Here is a 19,822-nt window from a genome sequence, read left to right as displayed (position 1 = left end):
CGAGCGTGCTCCGCTCTGCCGCCCGAACCGGGCTCCACTCGCCTCTCGCGGCGCCTTGGGCTGCGTCGCGGGGTCTGAGCGTCCCGATCCTGCCGGCTGTGTTGATGGCGATCGTCGGCGGGGCCCTCCTGACGCTGTCCTTCCCGTCTGCCGACGTCTGGCCCGCGGCCTTCCCCGGCATCGCAGTCACGCTGATCGCCCTGCGCGGCCGCAGCGTCGGCGGCTCGATCCTCGTCGGGCTCGCCGGCGGGCTCACTTTCTTCCTCCTCCTGATCGAGTGGGTGAGCACCTACCTCGGCCCCGTGCCGTGGATCGCTCTCGCCACGTTCGAAGCGTTCTTCTTCGCGCTCGGCAGCGTCGCCATCGCCCTGGCCTACCGCTGGATGCCGCGAGTCTGGCCCGGCACCGTCGGTCGTTTACTGCTCGTCCCGGTCGCCGTCGGCGGGCTTTGGACAGGTCGCGAGTTCTTGGCCGGCCACTACCCCTACGGCGGCTTCGCCTGGGGCAGGATCGCCGAGAGCCAGTCCCAGAGCCCCATCGCCCCGCTCGTCGCGTGGTTCGGCATCTCCGGGCTGGGCTTCGTCATCGTGGCGGCCGTCGCCCTCGTCGTGCAGCTGCTCGCCGAGCTCGGTGTAGCCCCGTTCACGCGCGTGTTCGTCGGGGGAGTGACGATCTGCGCGATCCTGCTGGTGCCGGCCTGGCCGACGCACCCCGACGGCACCTCGACGATCGCCGCCGTGCAGGGCAACAGCAAGGCCGGGTTCTTCGAGCCGCACCAGTACGGCGACCTCACGAATGCTCAGGTCGAGGCGACCTACGACCACGTGAAGCCCGGCACAAAGGTCGACATGGTCGTCTGGCCCGAGGGCGCGAGCGACCGAGACCCGACCCGCGACGCGTTCGGGCGCTACGCCTTCGACGCGATCTCGAGCACCTACAAGGCTCCGCTGGTCTCGGGAGTCATCACCCAGAAGGGATCGAAGCTCTACAACTCGTCGATCGTCTGGGACGAAGGCCACGTGACCGGCCAGTACAACAAGCGCCACCTGGTGCCGTTCGGCGAGTACGTGCCCGACCGGCCCGTCTTCATGGCGATCGCCCCCAGCCTCGTCGGGCTGCTGACCCGCGACCTGACGCCGGGCACCGACGGCAACGTGCTGAACGTGCACGGCATCGCCGCAGGCATCTCGATCTGCTTCGACATCGTCGACGATGCTCTCACCACGAAGATGGTCGACGGAGGCGCGAAAGTGATCCTCGCACAGACGAACAACGCCGACTTCGGCAAGAGCGAAGAGAATACCCAGCAGCTCGCGATATCCCGGCTTCGTGCCATCGAGACGTCGCGCCCGCTCGTCAACATCTCGACCGTGGGCTCGAGCGCCGTCATCTCCGCCACCGGCGCGACGACCGCCAGCATCCCGGCCTACAAACCGGGCGCGATCGTCACCACCGTGACCCTCGGCAGCGGCATCACGCCGGCGATCCGCTTCGGCGGCGACATCGAGGCGCTCGTCGACCTGCTCGGCCTCGGGCTGATCGTGGGTGCGGGGCTGATCGTGCGCGGTGGCGGAGGGGCCGAGGGGGGTCGAGCCAAGGGCCGGGGCCACAACGCGAAAACGCGCCGGCCGGAGCCGACGCGTTCGGAGCACGACACGAACATCGAGGCTCTGGTGTAGGCGCTATGCGCCGATCTTCTGCTGACCCTTGCGGGCACGCAGGTAGTCGAGTCGCTCTTGCAGGAGCTCCTCCAACTCAGGGCGCGTCCGGCGCTCGAGCAGCATGTCCCAGTGCGTTCGCGGCGTCTTGACGTCGCCTCGGTCGATGACGACCGGCTTGCCGTCGGCGGAGAGCAGAAGGCCCTCCTGTCCGCTCTTCGGGGACTGCCACGAGTCGGGGATCTCGGCCTCGGCCGCGAACACGACGTCGAACGTCGATCCGTCCGCCGTCTGGTAGACGGCCTTCTTCCGGGGCGAGAACTCCACGCCCTCTTCGCTCTGGAGGCTCTGGCTGCCGAGCCTCATTCCGCGCAAACTGCGATCTGCCATTGTGTGGTCTCCTCTCGCGTTGCAATCTCCCTGTATAACGACTTACCATGGGAGATTGTTTCCGATCGTGCTCTTTAACAGGCCGCTCTCAGGCGATCGTGAGCGCGTGCGCCCCGTTCGGGGGTGAGAACCAGCGAGGCGGGAGGATATTCCGGCCGCAGAACCTCCCGAAGAGCACTCAGTCCGGGCGTTTTCCTCCCACGCCGAGGAGTGCGGCCAGTTTTCCTCCCCTGCCGTCAGCGCACCCTTCCGAAACTCTCCTTCCGGCACCATTCGAGATGCCCTGACTTCCACGCGTCCGACATCGACCGTCAGCGGTCGGCGGGGGAGCGGCGCGCCAGCACCTCGACGGCGAGGTCGGCCCGGTCGGTGATCAGGCCGTCGACGCCGAGCCCGAGCAGGCGCTCCATGTCGGCGGGGGCGTTGACCGTCCAGACGTGCACCTCGACGCCGGCCTCGTGCGCCTGGCTGATCAGGGCGGGCGTCAGGATCTTCACGCCGCGAAACGTCTCGGGGATTTGAAGCGCGTCGACCTCGTGCAGCACTCGGCGGCTGAGCGGCGGCAGGTGCAGCCGCCCGGCGAGCGCCGCTGTCAGCACCCCTCGCGACCCGGGGGAGGTGGCGACGCCCGGAAGGGCGGCCACGGCTCGACGACGACGATTGTCGTCGAATGACGTGACGAGCACGCGCTCGACGGCCTTCGCGGCCGTGATGGCCCGGACGGCCGGCTCGACGACGGCTTCGGCCTTCAGGTCGATGTTGAAGAACGCGTCGGGGAAGGCGTCGAGGGCGTCGGCCAGAGTCGCGACGTCCTGCCGCTCACTCGCAGGCGTGTCGGCGCGGCCGAGGTGGACGTGGCGGAGTTCGTCGCGCGTCCGGGACGCAATAGGCGTCGAGTCACCTGAGAGGCGCCCGAAGTCGGGGTCGTGGCTGATGATCGCGACACCGTCCCGGGACGCATGCACGTCCGTCTCGAGGTGCGTCACGCCGAGGGAAATCGCCTGCACGAACGCCAGGAGTGTGTTCTCGGGAGCCTGCGTGGCGAGTCCACGGTGGGCGATGACGCGCGGCGGCGCCGCCGTGAACCAGTCGCTCACGCGGCCGGAGGAGTGGGCGCGCCCGTAGAACCACCGGCCTGTGCCGCCGCTGTCGCAGCCGCACCCGCCGCAGCCATGCCAGCGGCCGTCGCTTCGGGCTTCAGCGCCTCGCGCGCCCCGAGGAACCCGGCGCCGACGCCCTTGAGGGCCTCGGTGAACTCCGACGGGATCATCCACACCTTGCTGGCGGTGCCGTCGGCGATCTTCGGCAGGGTCTGCAGATACTGATAGGCGAGCAGCTTGGGGTCGGGGTCGCCGTCGTGGATCGCCTTGAAGACGGTCTGGATGGCCTCGGCCTCACCCTGAGCCCGCAGCACCTGCGACTTGGCGGCACCTTCGGCTTCGAGGATCGACGCCTGCCGTGAGCCCTCGGCCTGGAGGATGGCCGCCTGCTTGGTGCCCTCGGCCCGCAGGATCTGGGCGCGACGGTCTCGCTCGGCGCGCATCTGCTGCTCCATGGAGTCTTGGATCGACAGCGGCGGCTCGATGGCCTTGAGCTCGACTCGGCCGACGCGGATGCCCCACTTGCCGGTCGCCTCGTCGAGCACGATGCGCAGCTGCCCGTTGATGTTGTCGCGGCTTGTCAGGGCCTCTTCGAGGTTGAGCCCACCCACCACGTTGCGGAGCGTGGTCGTCGTCAGCTGCTCGACGGCGCCGAGGTAGTTGGCGATCTCGTACGTGGCGGCACGCGCGTCCGTCACCTGGAAGTAGACGACCGTGTCGATCGAGACGACGAGGTTGTCTTCGGTGATGACCGGCTGCGGCGGGAAGGAGACGACCTGTTCGCGCATGTCGAGCAGCGGCCGCACGCGGTCGATGAACGGCACCAGGATGTTGAGCCCCGGTGAGAGCGTCTTGTGGTATTTGCCGAGGCGCTCGACCACCCCGGCAGTCGCCTGGGGGATGATGCGGATCGCCCGGAAGAGGATCACCAGCACGAAGATGATGACGATGACCAGGAAGACGGCGAGCACGACGCCGGCTGGGCTGACGGTCATGGGGTGGTCCTTTCGGCGGGGACGACGACAGCGGTCGACCCTTCGATGGCGGTCACGACGACTGTCGTGCCCGTGACCAGCGTGCGAGTGCCGTCGGGCGCGAGCATTCGCGCCGTCCAGGTCTCGCCGTTGGTCAGCTTGACCTGCCCGAGGGCACGAGGCCCCGGATCAGGGGTGATCGGCAACAGCACTTCACCGCGCAGCCCGAGCAGGGCCTCGACGTTGCTGAGGGCCGGGTCGCCGCCTCGCTTCAAGGCGCGCAGCAGCGGCGGCCGCACGGTGAACAGCAGCAGGATCGACACGACTGCCGCCACCAGGATCTGCAGCCAGAACGGCCCGCCGAACAGGCTCGTCAGCAGGCCGCCGACGCTGCCGATGGCCAGCATGAGGAAGGTGAACTCGACGGTCGCGACCTCGACGATGATGAACAGCAGGATCAGGGCGGCCCAGATGACCCACGAGAACTCGGTGAACAACTCCATGGGGGCTCCTTCGCCAGCAACGACGACTGCCGACCGCAGGGCCTTGAGGCATCGGTCGCGGCCGTCGTATTTCTTCCGCTGTTATTCCAGTCAGGCTAGCAGTCGGCGCCGACGTTCGACCGGATCGTCGACACACTCACAGTTGGTAGCCTGGCTCGGGCAATCGCCCGCAGAACGAAATGAGACACGCAGTGGAAAACCCTCTCGCCGCCGGATCCCTCCAGGGCAAGCGCGCCCTCGTCACGGGCTCGTCCCGCGGGGTCGGTGCCGACACCGCGAAGTACCTCGCCGAGGCCGGCGCGCGCGTCGTGATCAACTACCGCAACAAAGAGAAGCGGGCAGTGCAGCTCGTCAGCACGATCGAGGAGGCGGGTGGCTCGGCCCTCAGCGTCGGCGCCGACCTCACCGACCCCGCCTCGGTCGCCGAGATGCTCGGCACCATACAGCGCGAGTTCGGCGGCCTCGACATCCTCGTGCTCAACGCCTCCGGCGGCATGGAGTCGGGCATGGCCGAGAACTACGCCCTGCTGCTCAACCGCGACGCGCAGGTCGACGTGCTCACGCAGGCTCTGCCACTCATGGCGCCCGGCTCGCGCGTCGTGTTCGTGACCAGTCACCAAGCGCACTTCATCCGCACGACGGCGACGATGCCCGAATACCTGCCGGTGGCCCTGTCGAAACGCGCCGGCGAAGACGCCCTCCGCGACCTCATCCCGGCCCTCGCCGAGAAGGGCATCGACTTCGTGGTCGTCTCCGGCGACATGATCGAGGGCACGATCACCGCGACCCTGCTCGAGCGTTCGAACCCCGGCGCCATCTCGTCCCGACGCGAGTCGGCGGGAAAGCTCTACAACGTCGCCGAGTTCGCTGCCGAGGTCGCCAGCGCGGCCGTCGATGAGATCCCGACCGACAACGAGCGCCTGGTCGGCGACGTGTCCGACTTCGCGACGGCCTGATCATCGTGATCCTGCGCGCGACTTCCCGCCTGATCGTGGTCGACGACGACCGCAGGATCCTGCTCATGCTCACCAAGGCCCCCGACACGAAGGCCCCCGCTCGCTGGATCACGCCCGGCGGCGGGGTCGACCCGGGCGAGACCCACGTCCAGGCCGCGATCCGCGAGTTGCACGAGGAGACCGGCCAGACCATCTCGGATCCTGGCCCCGTCGTCTACGTCGAAGACTTCGAGGTGCCGTGGGATTCGGCCGACCACACCCACGGGCACGCCGAGTTCTACGTCGTGCACCTGCCGCACTTCGAGATCGTCGAGGACGACTGGACGGACGACGAGCGCATCGACATCCTCGAGTCGCGCTGGTGGAGCCTGGCCGAGCTCGAGTCGACCGACGAGCCGCTCGAGCCCGCCGTGCTCGTCGACCTCGTCAAGAAGGCGCTGTCGTAAGGCTCGGCGCCTGCCTCTCATCACATGTGATGAGGGCGTCTTTGGGCCGAGTGGCCGATTCGGATGGGCGGAAACGTCCGTAGGTTTGCTTGCATGGAGCTCTCCGTCATCGTCCCCACCTTCAACGAGGCACCGAACGTCGAGGAGCTGGTGCGGCGCGTGACCGCGGCCACGGCGGGGCTGGACGCCGAGATCGTGTTCGTCGACGACTCCCGTGACAACACTCCCGACGTGATCCGCGAAGTCGCCTCGCGTGCGGGTATGCCCGTTCGACTCATCCACCGCGACGAGCCCGTCGGCGGCCTCTCCGGTGCGGTCATCGAGGGCTTCCACTCGAGCGACGCCACCTGGCAGGTCGTGATGGACGGCGACCTGCAGCACCGCCCCGAGACCATCCCGGCACTCGTCACCAAGGGCACGGTCGACGGGGTCGACGTCGTCGTCGCCTCCCGCCACGTCGACGGCGGCTCGAGCGACGGCCTCAGCAACGGCTTCCGCCGCCTCGTCTCCGGCCTCTCCATCCAGGCGACGAAGGCCCTATTCCCCAAGCGCCTCGGTGAGACCACCGACCCGATGAGCGGCTTCTTCGCCATCCGCCGGTCGTCGATCGACCTCGAGGGTCTCCGCCCGCGCGGTTTCAAGATCCTGCTCGAGATCCTCGCGCGCCAGGACCTCCAGGTCGCCGAGGTGCCCCTCGTCTTCGACGCTCGTCAGGCAGGCACCTCCAAAGCCGACATGAAGCAGGGCATCGCTCTCGGCCGTCAGCTCTTCGACATCAAGTTCGGCCGCGTCTCCGGCTTCGCCGTGATCGGCCTCCTGGGTGCGATCGCCAACCTCGTGATCCTCTGGGGCCTCCAGAAGTTCGGCGTCGGCTACCTCGCGGCCGCCTGTATCGCCGCCATCGTCACGATCGTCGGCAACTTCCTGCTGCAAGAGCGCTTCATCTTCAACGATCTGAAGGCGGGGTCGCGCGGCGTGTGGACGCGCTGGTGGCACACCTTCGCCTTCAACGGCACCGAGTCGGCCGTGCGCACCGCTCTGCTCTGGGTGATCGTCGAAACGACGCACCTGCCCAGCGTGCCTGTGCAGGCCGTCCTGATCGTGTTCGGCTTCACCCTCCGCTACCTCTACCAGTCGAAGGTCGTCTACAAGCAGCACCCCGTCGAGACGGTCACGCTCGACGAGATCGTCGACCATGAGACGCTCGGCACCCCGCTGCCCGAAGAGGCGGCCGCCTAAGCCCCGCCCGCCCTTACCTTTTCGGCACGATCAGCCCTTCTCGACAGGAAGATCGAGCCGAAAAGGTAAGTGCTAGTGGTGCGCGGGCTTCTTTTCGGGCACAGGCGCCGTGCCCGACGCGCGCTGAGCGCGGTAGTACGCGGCGGCTTCGTCTTGCCGCGCCCTCTCGGCTCCTGACGCGATGGGCGCCCGCACGTGCTCGGGCGCGAAGCCGAACGCATCGACCAGGTCGACAGCGTGCGGCCGAAGCCGCGGCAGCAGCCGGTCGTCGATGTAGTCGGTGAGCGCGGTCGCCCGCTTCGTCGAGAGTCGCCCGTGGATGAGGTACCACGCGAGGTCCTTCTCGATCAGCCCGAGCCCGAACAGGTCGCGAAGCCAGGTCAGGATGCGACGGGTCGCGTCGTCCTCCACCCCCGGCAGCGCCTCGGTGAACGCCTCCCACTGCAGCAGCTCGGCGTGTGCGCGGGCCGCGTCGATCAGCTCGCTCTGGTTCTCGTCGAACAGTCGCGCAGCCGCCACCGGCGACAGGTGCGACGCCGGCCGCAGCCGCGCGGCGATCTGCGCGATCATCGTCTCGACGCGGCCTGTCAGCAACTGCCGCTGCGACTCCTCGTCGCGCACGTGCCCGACCGACCGGCCCGTCTGCCCGAGGTCGGTGACGGCCTGCGCGAGACGCCGCAGACCGCTGCGGTCGACCGAGGCCTGACCCACCTGCGACGCGACGGCTGCTGCCATCGCGCGCGGATCCGATCCGGCGAACTTCTTGCCGAAGTCCGTCAGCAGGCGCTTTGCGACGAGCTGCAGCAGCACGGTGTTGTCGCCCTCGAAGGTGGCGTAGACGTCGAGGTCGGCGCGCAGCTGCGTGTAGCGGTTCTCGGCGAGGAAGCCCGCCCCGCCGGACGCCTCGCGGCACTCCTGCAGAATGTCGAGGGCGGCCCACGTCGACAGGGGTTTGAGGGCGGCGGCCAGCGTCTCGAGATCCTGCCGGTCGCCGTCGGTCGCGTGCTCGCCCGAGAAGACGCCGTCGAAGGTGGCGAGGAGCTTCTCGTGCGCGAACGACATCGCGTAGGTCTGGGCGAGTCGGGGGAGGAGGCGCCGCTGGTGGCGCTGGTAGTCGAGGATCACCTCTTCGCGCTGCGGGTCGGCGGCCGTGAACTGCCGGCGCTCGGAGCCGTAAGTGACGGCGATGAAGAGCGCCAGCTTCGAGGCGACGACCGCCGAGCCGTCGAGTGACACGCGGCCCTGGACGAGCGTGCCGATCATGGTGAAGAAGCGGCGGCCCGGGCTCGCGATGGGCGACGTGTAGCTGCCGTCGGGGTCGACGTGGCCGTATTTGTCGAGGAGGCTCTCGCGGGGCACCCGCACGTGATCGAAGTGGAGGCGACCGTTGTCGATGCCGTTGAGGCCGCCCTTGAGGCCGTCGTCCTCGCCTCCGACGCCCGGCAGGAATCCGTCGTCGTCGCGGATCGGCACGTAGAACGCGTGCACGCCGTGGTTCACGCCCTGCGTGATCAGCTGCGCGAAGACGACCGCCGCGATGCCGTGCACGGCTGCATTGCCGAGGTAGTCCTTCCACGCGGCGCGGAACGGCGTGTCGATCACGAACTCTTCGGTTTCAGGATCGAAGGTGGCCGTCGTGCCGATGGACGCCACGTCCGACCCGTGGCCGGTCTCGGTCATCGCGAAGGCTCCGGGCACCGAGAGGTTCATGATGCCGGGCAGAAGCGTGTCGTGATGGTGCGCGGTGCCGAGATGCAGCACGGCCGAGCCGAAGAGGCCCCATTGCACGCCGGCCTTGATCTGCAGCGACGGGTCGGCCGTGACGATCTCTTCGAAGGCGGCGATGTTGCCGCCGTGGTCGTCGAGGCCGCCGAGGTGGGTCGGGAAGGCGCGCAGGACGGCGTCGCGGTCGAGCAGCAGGTGCATCTGCTCGAAGACCCGCTCACGTTGCTCGGCGAGGCTCAGGTCGGCCTGCCGGTGGAAGGCGCTGTCCCGCATCAGCTCGCGCGAGTGCTTGCGCGCGTCGGCCCAGCGCCCGAGAAGGTACTCGCCCAGCCAGGCGGTGTCGACACGGGCAGAATCCTGCACCGCGGCCGCTGCCCCCTCGGGCTCGGGCGGAGTCGCCGGACGGGTGGAGCGGGTGTCGTCGAGACGTGTCATCAGCGTTGATTCTTTCCGTCGAGCGCGGCCCCTAGTCGGGCCGCCGACTCGACGGTAGGACGGTCTCATCCGCTCGTGAAATCGGTCGTAGCCGTCGCACGAACGCCTGTCGCCGCCGCGCCCCGCCCTTTGTCGGAAACCTCCAGTCGGACGCCGGACGGCCCGCCCCGGCGCCCGCGGAGTGCGAGGCGACAGGACGGGCCGTGTCGGTGGAGCGGTGTGGCGGTGCTGCTACTTCTTCTTCTCGAGCTTGGCGATCGCCTGGAAGAACGACGGGCCGGCCGGCGTGCCGACGCCCGTCTCGTCGTCGTAGCCTCGGGTGTCGTGCAGGGTCGACGACTGGACGTCGATGGTCTGCAGCTCGTACGACTTGCCCTGGGTGTTGTCGACACCGTTGACGTAGTTCGTGCGCACCTGGGCGACCGGCTTCTTCGGGGCTGCGATGTCATGCAGCGCCGAGGTGCCCAGCAGCTTGTAGTACAGCGGGTTCACGAAGCCGAGCTTCGTGTGCGAGTACTGCGACGCCACGGCGAGCAGACCTGCGGTCAGAGGCGACGAGAGGCTCGTGCCGCCGATGCGGTACTGGTCGTAGTAGGTGCCGTCCGGGAAGGTCTGCGTCTCGCCCACCAGCATGCCGGTGTTCGGGTCGCCCACCATCGAGACGTCGGGGATCGTCCTCATCGGGGTGGAGCCGTTGGCCTCAGAAGCCGAGGTCGGCACGACGCCCTGCTGGTACCAGGGCTGAGCGAACAGTTGGCTGGTGCCACCGGTGCCGCCCGACGAGTAGACGCCTGGAAGAGCCGGCGTCCACGACTTGCCGTCGGTGCTGAGCTCCGAGTAGTCGGACTGCCACCCGTACTCGCCCATCCAATTGTTCTTCGAGCCGATCTGCACCGAGGTGCCGCCGACGCCGACGACGTACGGAAGGTCGGCGGGGAAGCCGATCGTCTTGTTCGCCAGGGTGGTGCCGCCGTTGGTGCCGTCGCCGTTGTCACCGGTCGAGAAGGTGACGGTGATGCCGGTGAGGGCTGCTTCGGTCGAGTACTGCGTGTAGAAGTCGACGTACGACTGGCCGAGGTCGGTCAGGTCGTCGACCCCGTCTGTCCACGAGTTGGTGATGATGTCGCCGTAGTGGTTGTCGATGGCCGACGCCCACGCGTTGTCGAGGCCGGACTCGCAGTCCTGCGCACCGACGTAGACGATCTTCGCCCGGGAGCCATGGCGTGCACGGCTTCGACGTCGAGGGTCTCCTCGCCGTACCACCCGCTCGCGTCGCACTCGTCGGCGGCGGTGTCGTCATAGCCGGTCGGGCCGGGCGTGATCTGGGTGTACTGGCCCTTGGCGTAGCCGGGCTGGTGCTGCTTCGCGCTGTACGTCGCAGCGTCCTGGGCCATGGTGGGCGACGCGTACGCGTCGGTGATGGCCACGGTCGTGCCCTTGCCGGTGACGCCGGCCTTGAGCAGCGACGACTCGCCGTAGGCACCCTGCAGCTGGCTGGGCACGTAGCCGCAGACCGCGTAGGGCTGCTTCTTGCCGTAAGCCGAGGGCAGCGTGGTGGCCGTCTTCTGGCCGTAGTAGGTCGAGCAGGGCTGGACGCCGTAGCGGCCGCCGGCGGGCGGCCCGGGGAGGGTGTCGGCCGGCTCCTTCAGCGTCGAGGCCTGGTCGAGACCGACGACACCGTTCACGACGCCGAGGACGGCGGCGGGGTGGTCGTCGGCAGCGACAGCGCCGTCGTGTTGGTCTGGACCGTCTTGCCCTGGTACGTGTACTTCTCGAGCGACGTGCCGAAGGTCTTCTCGACCTGCGCTGTGCTGCCGGAGGCCGTGACGTACATGCCGCTCGGCATGGTCTGGCTGATCGCGAAGCCCTGCGAGGTGAGCCACGACTTGACGGCCGAGACGCTTGCGCCGCTCGGCGCGTAGGTGGCGTCGAACTGCTTGTTGGTGAGCCACTTGCCGTAGGTGGGGCTGGAGGGGTCGGAGAGCGCCTTCACCTGCGCGTCGGCCTGAGCGGCGTTTCGCATGTTCAGCAGGATCCCGAAACTCACCTGCGACGCAGCGGCCGGAGTCGCGACGTGCTTCGCGTGACTCAGCCAGTGCGGCGAGCTGTCGGGGATGACGTGCCGCGCGGTCACAGCGCTCGCGGGCGACGCCGCGATGCTCGACAGAGCGACGACAGTCGCCGCTGCGGCAAGCGCGGCGACGACTGGACGGATACGTGGATGGGAAACGCGCACTTATGCCCCTTTGAAGGATGTGGTGGGAATCCGCCATGAAAAACGCGGTAGCCGTAGAAAACACCCCTCGAAGTGGGCACGTCAAGTCGGCATATACCCCCACATGCACATGTCACCCGCACTCTCACCCCTGCTACTCCTGCGTCACGAGGCCGTTCTCGTAGGCGTAGATGACGAGCTGGACGCGGTCGCGAAGGTCCAATTTGCCGAGAATCCGGCTCACGTGCGACTTCACGGTGGCGTCAGAGAGGTGACGCTCGTGGGCGATCTCGTTGTTGCTGAGCCCGGCCGCGAGAAGGCCGAAGATATCCCGTTCTCGAGCGGTCAGGTCGGAAAGCGCATCGGTGTCGATGCGAGTCGACTTGCGCGCGAAGCGTTCGACGAGCCCGTTCATCACCGACGGGGCGACGACAGCGGAGCCGGCATGGATCGTGCGGAGCGACGCGAGCAAGAACTCCGGGTCGGCGTTCTTCAGCAGGAATCCGCTGGCGCCCGCGCTGATGGCCTGAAAAGTGGTGTCGGTCAGCTCGAAGGTGGTGAGCACCACGATGCGAGTCGAGGAGGCGATGCTCTCGTCGTCACCGGGGCGCAGGATCCTGCGGGTCGCCTCGACCCCGCCGACGCCCGGCATCTCGAGATCCATCAGGATGAGATCGACCGGCTTCTCGCCCTGCAGGGCGACCGCCTCCGCGCCGTCGCCGGCCTCCCAGACGACGTCGAAGTCGTCTTGCGATTCGATGATCATGCGGATTCCGGCGCGGAAGAGCGGCTGGTCGTCGGCGAGGCCGATGCGGATGGTCACTCGGAGGCTCCTTGACTTCGGGGGATTCGGGCGACGACGGCGAAGCCGTGGACACCGTCGGTGCGAGGGCGTGCGACGACGCTGCCGCCGACGAGCCGGATGCGCTCGTGCATGCCGGCGATTCCGTAGCCGGTTCGTGTCGGGGCATCGACGTCGGTGTCGCTGCCGGAGAGCTCGATGGCGGCGGTGTCTTTGGGCTCGACGAGACCGGGGCCGTCCGACTCGACCGTGCACGAGTCGACGACGACCTCCCTCGCGCGCCAGGCGATGCCGAGGTCGACGCGGGTGCCCGGTCCACCGTGCTTCAGCGCGTTCGTCAGCGACTCCTGCACCACGCGGAAGACTGCCAGGTCGCCCGCCGTGCTGAGCGCGAAGGCCTCACCTGTTTCGGTGAACTGCACGTCGAGCCCTGCCGAGCGCATGCTGTCGAGCACCCCGGCGAGGTCGGCGACCCCGAGGGTGCCCTGGTGGTCCTCCGCGCCCTTCAGCACGCTCAGCAGCTCGCTGACGTCGTCGAGGGCGTCGCGGGCCGAACGGTTGATGACTCCGAGCGCCTCGGTGGCGGCCCCGGGGTTCTTCGCGACCGCGTAGCGCGCGCCGTCCGACTGCGCGATGATCACGGCGAGAGCGTGTCCGATGGCGTCGTGCATCTCGCGGGTGATGCGCGTTCGCTCGGTCTCCTGGGCGACGCGCAGCTCGGCGCGCAGCAGCTCCTGCTCGCGTTCGAGGCGTTCGACGCGCTCGGTGACGTAGGCGCGGCGCACCCGGGCGACGGCGCCGAGCAGCCAGAACACCGCAAGGGACGCCGCGATGATGCCGGCGATGCCGACGAAGTACAGGATGCGGGAGATCGCCTCCTGCCCCCAGCTCGTCGAGTCGCGGGGCAGGAAGGCGCCCGTGATCAGCACGAGCTTGACGCTGGCGATGATGCCGCCGGCGATCGCCGAGGCCAGGCCGAGCCGCCGCACGACCGGCTGCTGGGCCAGGCTCGTGGCGAAGATGACGCCGGCGACGACCACGTTGCCGTTGATGTACGACGGCAGGATCAGCAGCTGGGTGATCGCTCCGACCCAGGCGATCGCCAGCCCGAGGCCCTGGTTACGCCGGCGGAAGCCGATCGCGATCGCGTAGAGCGCGTCGACGGGGAGGGTCGCCCAGCCGGTGCGGCTCACATCGAGCGCACCGAAGAACAGCAGCACGACGACACCCACGAGCACGTCGACGACCACCGGGCGACGCTCGAGGGATGTCCACACGCCCACAACGGTAGCGTGGCGGGCTCAGGGCGTGACGGGGACCTGGCCCAAGAGCTGGTCGGCGACGAGCTCGAAGGGGTCGAGGCTCTGCTCGGCGCGGCTCATGACCACGGCGCCCTCCGTCGAGGCGATCAGCAGGGCGGCGAACCGGTCGGCGTCGGCCGGGGCGAGCCCGGCGGCAGCGAGGAGCTCGGCGAGGCGGGCCCGCCACGCCCGGAAGACGTTCGCCGCGTGCGCCAGGAGGTCGGGGGAGTCGGAGGCGACCGTGACGGCGACCACGCTGCATCCTGCCTGGAAGTCGGAGTGGACGAGCACCGCCCGCCACATCGCGATGAAGTCTCGGACGATCTCGACGGGCGCCTTGCCTGCGGACTGCTCGATGAGGCGGATCGCATGGGCGCCGGCGAGGTCGACGGCCTCGGCCACGAGCTGGTCTTTGCCGTCGGGGAAGTGATGGTAGATCGAGCCGCGGGGGGCGCCAGTGAGCTTCAGCACCTCGGAGAACGATGTCTCTTGCAGCCCGCGCTCGGCGAGGAGGCGCGCGGCGCCGATGACCATGCTGCGGCGGGGGTCGGTCGTCATTCAGTCATCCTACCGATTGACTGTGACGCTCGTCATAGGGCAGGATCTCATCGTTATGACGACCGTCATATGCGCCCGATCGAATTGCCCCAGGAGACCACCATGCCCATGATCGACGTCTACGCCATTGCCGGAACCTTCGCCGACCCGCACCAGCTCAGCCTCGATCTGGCCGCTGCCGTGATGACGATCGAGCAGGTGCCGGACATCCCCATGTTCCGTCAGAACACTGCCGGGATCGTCCACGAGCTCGGCGACGGCGCTCTGTCGAACGTCGACGGCGACTCGAACTACGTGCGTGTCCAGGTGCTCACCAACGCCGGCGCCCTCGACCGAAACAAGCAGCTGGCCGTCGTGACGCAGCTCACCGACATCGTCGCCGCCGCCGCGGCCGATCCGACACTCGTCGACCGCACCTGGGTGCTCCTCACCGAGGCCGTCGCCGGCGGCTGGGGCCTGAAGGGCCACGCCCACACCAACGACGAGCTCGTCAGCGCGGCCCGCGCGCAGATCGCCGAACTTCAGGCGGGCGCCTGAGCGACTGTCTCAGACCACCCAGTCGCTCGCGGCCGGGGTGGCCCGAGCCGCGCCATCCGCATCGAACGTGATGACGTCGACGTCGAAGTCGTGAGTGAACCGGTCGAGATCGCGCCCGTCGCCCGCGGCGATCGCCGTCGCGAGCACGTCGGCCGTCACGATGTCGTCGGCGATCACCGTCACCTGGGTGAAGACCTCCCCGCCCCGGCGCCAGATGTGCTGGCCCCGCTCGGACGAGCCGGAGGTGGCGACGGCCCGACGGGTGCCGGCGACGTCGACCACAGCAGCGAGTCGATCGCGGGCGGCAGGATCGACGACGCCGACACCCCACGGCTCCCCACCGTGGCTGCCGCGAGCGAGCACGTCGCCGCCGACCGCGAGCAGCCAGTCACCTGCGCGCGCGTCGAGGAATGCCCCGGCCTCCGCCATGGCGAGAGCCTTGACCACGCCGGAGAGGTCGACCACGCCGTCGGGCCGGTGAGGAGTGAACGCGCCGCTTGTCCGGTTCCGCCAGTCGACGGCGAGCGCGTAGACGTCGCGCACCTCGGCGTCGGCGGAGGCGAGAGGGAGGTCGCCCCGGGCGATCCTGCTGAGCGGCGAGTCGTCGCGGTAGAGGCTGAAGACACGGTCGTATCTGCCGAAGACGGCCTCGACGGATGCGAGGTCGGTGCGGTCGAGGGCGCCGTCGTCGGCCCGGAGGCTCACGACCGTGCCCATGGTGCCGAAGACGTGGACGGTCACAGCCCGGCCTTGTCGATCGCCGACTGCAGCGAGGTGATGTAGCCCTCGCTGGTGAAGGTCGCGCCGCTGACCGACTGGATCTTCGCCGACTGCGCGCTGAGGGCCTCGGTGCGGAGCACGGGGGCCGCGTCGTTGCTGATCTCGACGGAGCGGCCGCCCTGGTCGGTCAGCTGCAGGGCTTTCACATCGGTGATCTTCCCCGAGGCGACGACGATCGACACCTGGACGGGACCGTACTGCGTCTCGGCCGTCGTGCCGTCGAACGTGCCGGAGACGGACGACTTGGCTGTGCCCGCCGACGACGAAGCGCTGGAGGACGGCGTGGCACTCGCCGAGGGCGAAGCACTGGACGACGGCGTCGTGGTGGTTCCCGTGGATCCGGTCGATGTGCCGGAGCCTGTCGCGGCCCCCGAACCTGTGACCGCCGAGCCGGTCGCCGCCGACTCTGCGGCCACATGCGCCGCTCCGATCTGCCAGCCGAGCGAGACGATGGCCGCCGAGGCGACCACGCTGCCGGCGAGTGCACGTGCTCTCATGAGCTGAACCTCTCTTGGTGGATCTGGTGTTCGGGGACACCGGCGAGCCGGGCGTCGCGGGCGACGAGGTCGGCCCAGGCCTGCGGGCCGCAGATGTACAGGTCGGACTCCATCAAGTGGGGGAAGGTCGAGGTCAGCGTGACGCCACGCCCGAAGTCCTCGGCTGACTGCCACGCGTCGAAGCCGCTCGGCCGAGGCCCCACCATCGCAAAGAGCTCGCTCTTCGTCCGGCTGGACAACTCGGCCACCTCGTCCCACAGGTAGCGCTGATCCGCGTCCGACCCACGCAGCAGGATGGTCGCCTCCCCGACCCGCAGGTCGGAGTCCTCGAGCATGGCCCGCACCGGCGTGATGCCGATGCCCGAGGCGACCATGGCGAGGTAGGGGGCGGTGCGGGCGCGCGACGTGAACAGGCCGTAGGGGCCTTCGAGGGAGACGAACGCGCCTGGCTTGATGCGGCCGAGGCGTCGGGATCCTGCGCCCAGGTCACGCACCGTGATGCGGGCCCTATCGCGGCCGGGAACCGCGGAGAACGACACGGGGTGGGCGTGCCACCAGGTGCGGGCCGTCCAGAAGCGCCAGATGCCGTATTGCCCACCTTCGACGCCGAGCCGGTCGAGGTCGCGGCCCGAGAGATGGATCGACACCACGCCCGGAGCGATCTGCTCGACGTCGATGACCCGCAGGCGATGCGTGAAGGTGACGACCAGCGGCATCGCAAACCGGTAGACGACGACAGCGGCGAGGACGACGACGTAGAGCGTGATCCAGTAGATCCGCTGCCAGGTGCCTGACACGAGCACGCTGCCCACGCTGAGCTGGTGGGGGAGCGCGACGGCGACCGCCGCGTAGCTGAGAAGGTGGATCACGTGCCACGCCTCGTAGGGCAGCTTGCGGCGCACGGCCACGAGCGACGTGACGACGACCGCGACGAAGAGCCCCAGCGACAAATATGCGAGCGGCATGTCGTGCATCGTCGTGAACAGCGAGATCGTCTCGCCGACCGGGTTAGTGCGGTCGGAGAGCCCGTAGCCGATGGTCAGCAGGAGGGCGTGCACCAGGATCAGGTAGAGCACCGGCTTGCCGAGCGACCGGTGCACGGCGATGGCCCGGTCGGCCCCGAAGACGCGGTCGACGACCGGCAGTCGGGCTGCGAGCAGGATCATGACGAGGACGAGGTCGGTCGCGAGGAGACCGGCCCCAATGCCGACGGCGGTGACGAACGAGGCCGGGCCCGTGATGTCGTGCGCGCCGGGTGAGGCGAGGAACAACGCGAGGGCGACGGCGGCGGAAGCCCAGACCAGGATGGTCAGGAGGTCGACGACCACGGCACGCCGGCGGTGCTCACGGCGCCGTCGACGGGCGTCGGCGCTCACCACCTGAGCCGGGGGCCGACGCATCGGGTGCGGCGCCTGGGGCGGGGCAGTCGTCGTCATGGGGCTCCTTCACAACGGCGGTGCGCCGTCTTTCCCCAATTGTGAGTTTCACTCCTTTGCAACAACCGTTGAATCCGGGTCGGAATCCTTCGAGGTCTCACATCTGCCGGCACGGGCCGGGTGCTCAGACGGCGGGGATCTCGACGACGGCCATCGCGCCGCCCTCGGGCCGGTTGAGGAGGGTCGCGGTTCCCCCCGCCCGCTCGGCCAGACCCCTCACCAGCGCGAGCCCGAGACCCGTTCCGCCCTGCACGCGTCGGCGCGAATCATCCGCCCTCGTGAACCGGTCGAACGCCACCGGCAAGAACTCGCCCGGGGCGCCGGGGCCGTCGTCCGAGACCGTCAGCTTCAGGCGACGATCGCTCTCATGCGGTTCCTGTCGCAGGACCACCGTCACCAGGCTCCCCTCCGGGCTGAACGTCGCCGCATTCCCGATCAGATTGTCGGCGATCCGCCCGAAGGCGGCGGGGGAGAGAGCGTAACGGGCGCCCCCGTCCGAGACCGAGTCGACGTCGAACTCGATCTCCACGTCGACGCTGTGCGGGGCGATCCGCGCGCGATCGACCGACTGGAGCAGCTCGCCCACGAGCATTTCCGCAGTCGTGGTCGGCTGGGGTTCGCCGGGGGTCACGGACTCGTCGAGCCGTGACAGCTCGAGCAGAGTGGTGGTGAGATCGGTGAGCCGGGCGACGCTCAGCTGAGCGGCCGAGATCTCGGCCTCGAGGGCTTCAGCGTCGCCGGACGACCGGTGGGCCAGTTCGAGCCGTGCGGTGAGAGCCGCGAGTGGGGTTCGCAGCTCGTGGCTGGCGTCCGACACCATCTGGCGTTCGTGGTCGGCGCTCGCGCGGAGGCGCGCGATGAAGGCGTTGAGGGTGCGCGCGAGCCTCGACAGCTCGTCACCGGCGGGGGAGACGGGCAACGGCCCGCCGCTGTCGTCTCGCCCGAGCCGCTCGGCCGACTCGACGAGCCGACGCACGGGGCGGAGCGACAGACTGCTCAAGACCCAGGCGGCGGCCGCGAATGCCAAGAGCGCCGCGACCAGACCGATGCCGAGCGAGTGGTCGAGGGCGTGGACGGTGAGGTCGCCGGACGCGGTGCTTCGAGCACCCCAGAGCGTGAACTCGCCCTTGCTCGTCGACAGGTGCTGCTCGACGACGATGTACGTGGTCGAACCGCTGCTCACCCGCCGAGTCGGCGCCTCCGAGTTCATCTCGCCGGGCGGAACCCGTGCGAACTCCGCGTCGTGGAGATCCCGGTCGTTCAGGTTCTTCTTCAACCCGGCGGGGAGCGTGTCGAGAAGGAAGGCGCCGGTCTGCGCGCGGATGGCGACGAGGACCCCGGCTGCCGGCTTGTCCGGCGTCTCATCGGGGTTGTTCTGCAGATCGGACGCGTAGGGGGCGATGTCGCTCTGCGCCAGCGTCGTCTCGCTCGACGCGGTCGTCGCTCGGATCTGGTGCGACATCAGGATCGCGACGCCGGCCAGCACGATCCCCGCGACCAGCAGGCTGCCGAGCGTGATCCGCACCCGGATGGGCGTCGACCCGATGCGCCTCACGGCTGGGTCGGCATGTCGAGGCGGTAGCCGATGCCCCGCAGCGTGGTGATCGTCACGGACGATCCGAAAGCGGCGAGCTTCTTGCGCACGTAGCTCACGTACTGGTCGACGATGGTCGGGTCGAAGTGCTCGGGCGGCCCCCACACCTCGGCCAGGATCTCGCTCCGCGACCGGGGCCCGGGCGCGGATTGAAGCAGGTACCGCAGCAGCGAGAACTCCTTGACGCTGAAGGCGACCGGCCGACCGGCGATCCGGGCGCGCAAGGCGAGCGGGTCGAGCTCGAGGTCACCGCCGAAGAGCACCGCCGTCGCCGCTGATCCGGCGGGAGCAGCCTGCCGACGCAACTGCGCGCGGATCCTGGCATTCAACTCGGCCAACGAGAACGGCTTCGTCAGATAGTCGTCGGCACCCGAGTCCAGCCCGAAGATCCGGTCGTCGACGGCGTCGCGGGCGGTCACCAGGATCACCGGAAAGAGCCGGCCGGATTCGCGGAGGCGGCGACAGATTTCGAACCCGGTCATCTCGGGCAGCATCACGTCGATGGCGGCAGCATCGAACTCGTCGCCGGCCGCCGCGATCAGGGCTGCGACGCCGTCGCCGACTGCTGTGACGTCATAGCCTTCACCGCGAAGGCTCTCGGCGACCAGACCACGCATCTCGACGTCGTCCTCGACCACCAGGATCTTCGCCACGTGACCTCTTTCTCGCGGATCCG

General features: G+C 69.0%; 20 protein-coding genes. 5 read left to right on the top strand and 15 right to left on the bottom strand.

Going from position 1 to position 19,822, the window contains the following annotated elements:
• The first annotated feature begins 5 nt into the window (after positions 1 to 5).
• Entirely contained in the window at positions 6 to 1,679 is a 1,674-nt protein-coding gene (gene lnt / locus AX769_RS12350) for an apolipoprotein N-acyltransferase (protein ID WP_239451776.1), read from the top strand.
• Between the two features lie 3 nt (positions 1,680 to 1,682).
• Here lnt and AX769_RS12345 read toward each other — a convergent pair whose 3' ends face one another.
• The 4 genes from AX769_RS12345 to AX769_RS12330 all read right to left on the bottom strand — a co-directional run bounded on the left by AX769_RS12345 (position 1,683) and on the right by AX769_RS12330 (position 4,625).
• Positions 1,683 to 2,048, bottom strand: coding sequence for an RNA polymerase-binding protein RbpA (locus tag AX769_RS12345; protein ID WP_066279722.1), 366 nt, complete (start codon positions 2,046 to 2,048; stop codon positions 1,683 to 1,685).
• 311 nt (positions 2,049 to 2,359) lie between these two features.
• Positions 2,360 to 3,145, bottom strand: coding sequence for a glycerophosphodiester phosphodiesterase (locus tag AX769_RS12340; protein ID WP_066279719.1), 786 nt, complete (start codon positions 3,143 to 3,145; stop codon positions 2,360 to 2,362).
• Positions 3,142 to 4,143 (bottom strand): SPFH domain-containing protein, encoded by a 1,002-nt coding sequence (locus AX769_RS12335; protein ID WP_066279712.1) that lies wholly within the window; start codon positions 4,141 to 4,143, stop codon positions 3,142 to 3,144. Before AX769_RS12335 ends, AX769_RS12340 begins: the two co-directional genes overlap by 4 nt.
• Positions 4,140 to 4,625: an NfeD family protein gene (locus AX769_RS12330; RefSeq protein ID WP_066279709.1), complete on the bottom strand. Its 486-nt coding sequence runs from the start codon at positions 4,623 to 4,625 to the stop codon at positions 4,140 to 4,142. Before AX769_RS12330 ends, AX769_RS12335 begins: the two co-directional genes overlap by 4 nt.
• A 191-nt stretch (positions 4,626 to 4,816) precedes the next feature.
• Here AX769_RS12330 and AX769_RS12325 point away from each other — a divergent pair, with 191 nt between their 5' ends.
• The 3 genes from AX769_RS12325 to AX769_RS12315 all read left to right on the top strand — a co-directional run bounded on the left by AX769_RS12325 (position 4,817) and on the right by AX769_RS12315 (position 7,266).
• The gene (locus AX769_RS12325; protein ID WP_066279708.1) at positions 4,817 to 5,581 is read left to right on the top strand and encodes an SDR family oxidoreductase; all 765 of its coding nucleotides are present in this window, start codon (positions 4,817 to 4,819) and stop codon (positions 5,579 to 5,581) included.
• A 5-nt stretch (positions 5,582 to 5,586) separates the two neighbouring features.
• Positions 5,587 to 6,027: an NUDIX hydrolase gene (locus tag AX769_RS12320; RefSeq protein WP_239451775.1), complete on the top strand. Its 441-nt coding sequence runs from the start codon at positions 5,587 to 5,589 to the stop codon at positions 6,025 to 6,027.
• A gap of 93 nt (positions 6,028 to 6,120) precedes the next feature.
• Complete coding sequence (locus AX769_RS12315; protein WP_239451774.1) at positions 6,121 to 7,266, top strand: glycosyltransferase; 1,146 nt, start codon at positions 6,121 to 6,123, stop codon at positions 7,264 to 7,266.
• Between the two features lie 72 nt (positions 7,267 to 7,338).
• Here the strand turns inward: AX769_RS12315 and AX769_RS12310 are convergent, their stop codons facing one another.
• From AX769_RS12310 to AX769_RS12285, 6 genes are all read right to left on the bottom strand, one after another.
• Positions 7,339 to 9,426, bottom strand: coding sequence for an acyl-CoA dehydrogenase (locus tag AX769_RS12310; RefSeq protein ID WP_066279704.1), 2,088 nt, complete (start codon positions 9,424 to 9,426; stop codon positions 7,339 to 7,341).
• 231 nt (positions 9,427 to 9,657) lie between these two features.
• Entirely contained in the window at positions 9,658 to 10,689 is a 1,032-nt protein-coding gene (locus AX769_RS24725) for a S8 family serine peptidase (RefSeq protein WP_066279702.1), read from the bottom strand.
• Between the two features lie 418 nt (positions 10,690 to 11,107).
• On the bottom strand, positions 11,108 to 11,662 hold the full coding sequence (locus AX769_RS24720) for a protease pro-enzyme activation domain-containing protein (RefSeq protein WP_204249209.1): 555 nt from the start codon (positions 11,660 to 11,662) through the stop codon (positions 11,108 to 11,110).
• 133 nt (positions 11,663 to 11,795) lie between these two features.
• Positions 11,796 to 12,464, bottom strand: coding sequence for a response regulator transcription factor (locus AX769_RS12295; RefSeq protein ID WP_066279698.1), 669 nt, complete (start codon positions 12,462 to 12,464; stop codon positions 11,796 to 11,798).
• A complete protein-coding gene (locus AX769_RS12290; protein WP_157887607.1) occupies positions 12,461 to 13,720 on the bottom strand; it encodes a sensor histidine kinase in 1,260 nt (419 codons plus the stop codon). Before AX769_RS12290 ends, AX769_RS12295 begins: the two co-directional genes overlap by 4 nt.
• Positions 13,721 to 13,744: 24 nt before the next feature.
• Positions 13,745 to 14,302, bottom strand: coding sequence for a TetR/AcrR family transcriptional regulator (locus AX769_RS12285; RefSeq protein ID WP_066279693.1), 558 nt, complete (start codon positions 14,300 to 14,302; stop codon positions 13,745 to 13,747).
• Positions 14,303 to 14,404: 102 nt separating this feature from the next.
• Here AX769_RS12285 and AX769_RS12280 point away from each other — a divergent pair, with 102 nt between their 5' ends.
• On the top strand, positions 14,405 to 14,839 hold the full coding sequence (locus AX769_RS12280) for a hypothetical protein (RefSeq protein ID WP_157887606.1): 435 nt from the start codon (positions 14,405 to 14,407) through the stop codon (positions 14,837 to 14,839).
• Positions 14,840 to 14,848: 9 nt separating this feature from the next.
• Here AX769_RS12280 and AX769_RS12275 read toward each other — a convergent pair whose 3' ends face one another.
• The 5 genes from AX769_RS12275 to AX769_RS12255 all read right to left on the bottom strand — a co-directional run bounded on the left by AX769_RS12275 (position 14,849) and on the right by AX769_RS12255 (position 19,799).
• Positions 14,849 to 15,580, bottom strand: coding sequence for an FAD:protein FMN transferase (locus AX769_RS12275; RefSeq protein WP_239451772.1), 732 nt, complete (start codon positions 15,578 to 15,580; stop codon positions 14,849 to 14,851).
• Positions 15,577 to 16,116 carry an FMN-binding protein gene (locus tag AX769_RS12270; protein WP_066279690.1) on the bottom strand — a complete coding sequence of 180 codons (540 nt, stop codon included), beginning with the start codon at positions 16,114 to 16,116 and terminating at the stop codon, positions 15,577 to 15,579. Before AX769_RS12270 ends, AX769_RS12275 begins: the two co-directional genes overlap by 4 nt.
• On the bottom strand, positions 16,113 to 17,552 hold the full coding sequence (locus tag AX769_RS12265; RefSeq protein WP_066279688.1) for a ferric reductase-like transmembrane domain-containing protein: 1,440 nt from the start codon (positions 17,550 to 17,552) through the stop codon (positions 16,113 to 16,115). Before AX769_RS12265 ends, AX769_RS12270 begins: the two co-directional genes overlap by 4 nt.
• 124 nt (positions 17,553 to 17,676) lie before the next feature.
• Positions 17,677 to 19,107, bottom strand: coding sequence for a HAMP domain-containing sensor histidine kinase (locus tag AX769_RS12260; RefSeq protein WP_066279686.1), 1,431 nt, complete (start codon positions 19,105 to 19,107; stop codon positions 17,677 to 17,679).
• On the bottom strand, positions 19,104 to 19,799 hold the full coding sequence (locus tag AX769_RS12255; RefSeq protein ID WP_157887605.1) for a response regulator transcription factor: 696 nt from the start codon (positions 19,797 to 19,799) through the stop codon (positions 19,104 to 19,106). Before AX769_RS12255 ends, AX769_RS12260 begins: the two co-directional genes overlap by 4 nt.
• Positions 19,800 to 19,822 lie beyond the last annotated feature (23 nt).

It is taken from the genome of Frondihabitans sp. PAMC 28766 (assembly GCF_001577365.1).
Classification (GTDB): Bacteria; Actinomycetota; Actinomycetes; order Actinomycetales; family Microbacteriaceae; genus Frondihabitans.
Note: the sequence above shows the minus strand (reverse complement) of the source record. Positions and strands in the feature narration are given on the sequence as shown.

Bases quoted from the DNA above. Each gene is read 5' to 3' on its own strand.
- AX769_RS12345 (WP_066279722.1), bottom strand. From the start codon at position 2,048: ATGGCAGATCGCAGTTTGCGCGGAATGAGGCTCGGCAGCCAGAGCCTC.
- AX769_RS12330 (WP_066279709.1), bottom strand. From the start codon at position 4,625: ATGGAGTTGTTCACCGAGTTCTCGTGGGTCATCTGGGCCGCCCTGATC.
- AX769_RS12285 (WP_066279693.1), bottom strand. From the start codon at position 14,302: ATGACGACCGACCCCCGCCGCAGCATGGTCATCGGCGCCGCGCGCCTC.
- AX769_RS12280 (WP_157887606.1), top strand. From the start codon at position 14,405: ATGCCCATGATCGACGTCTACGCCATTGCCGGAACCTTCGCCGACCCG.
- AX769_RS12270 (WP_066279690.1), bottom strand. From the start codon at position 16,116: ATGAGAGCACGTGCACTCGCCGGCAGCGTGGTCGCCTCGGCGGCCATC.
- AX769_RS12315 (WP_239451774.1), top strand. From the start codon at position 6,121: ATGGAGCTCTCCGTCATCGTCCCCACCTTCAACGAGGCACCGAACGTC.
- AX769_RS12310 (WP_066279704.1), bottom strand. From the start codon at position 9,426: ATGACACGTCTCGACGACACCCGCTCCACCCGTCCGGCGACTCCGCCC.
- AX769_RS12335 (WP_066279712.1), bottom strand. From the start codon at position 4,143: ATGACCGTCAGCCCAGCCGGCGTCGTGCTCGCCGTCTTCCTGGTCATC.
- AX769_RS12265 (WP_066279688.1), bottom strand. From the start codon at position 17,552: ATGACGACGACTGCCCCGCCCCAGGCGCCGCACCCGATGCGTCGGCCC.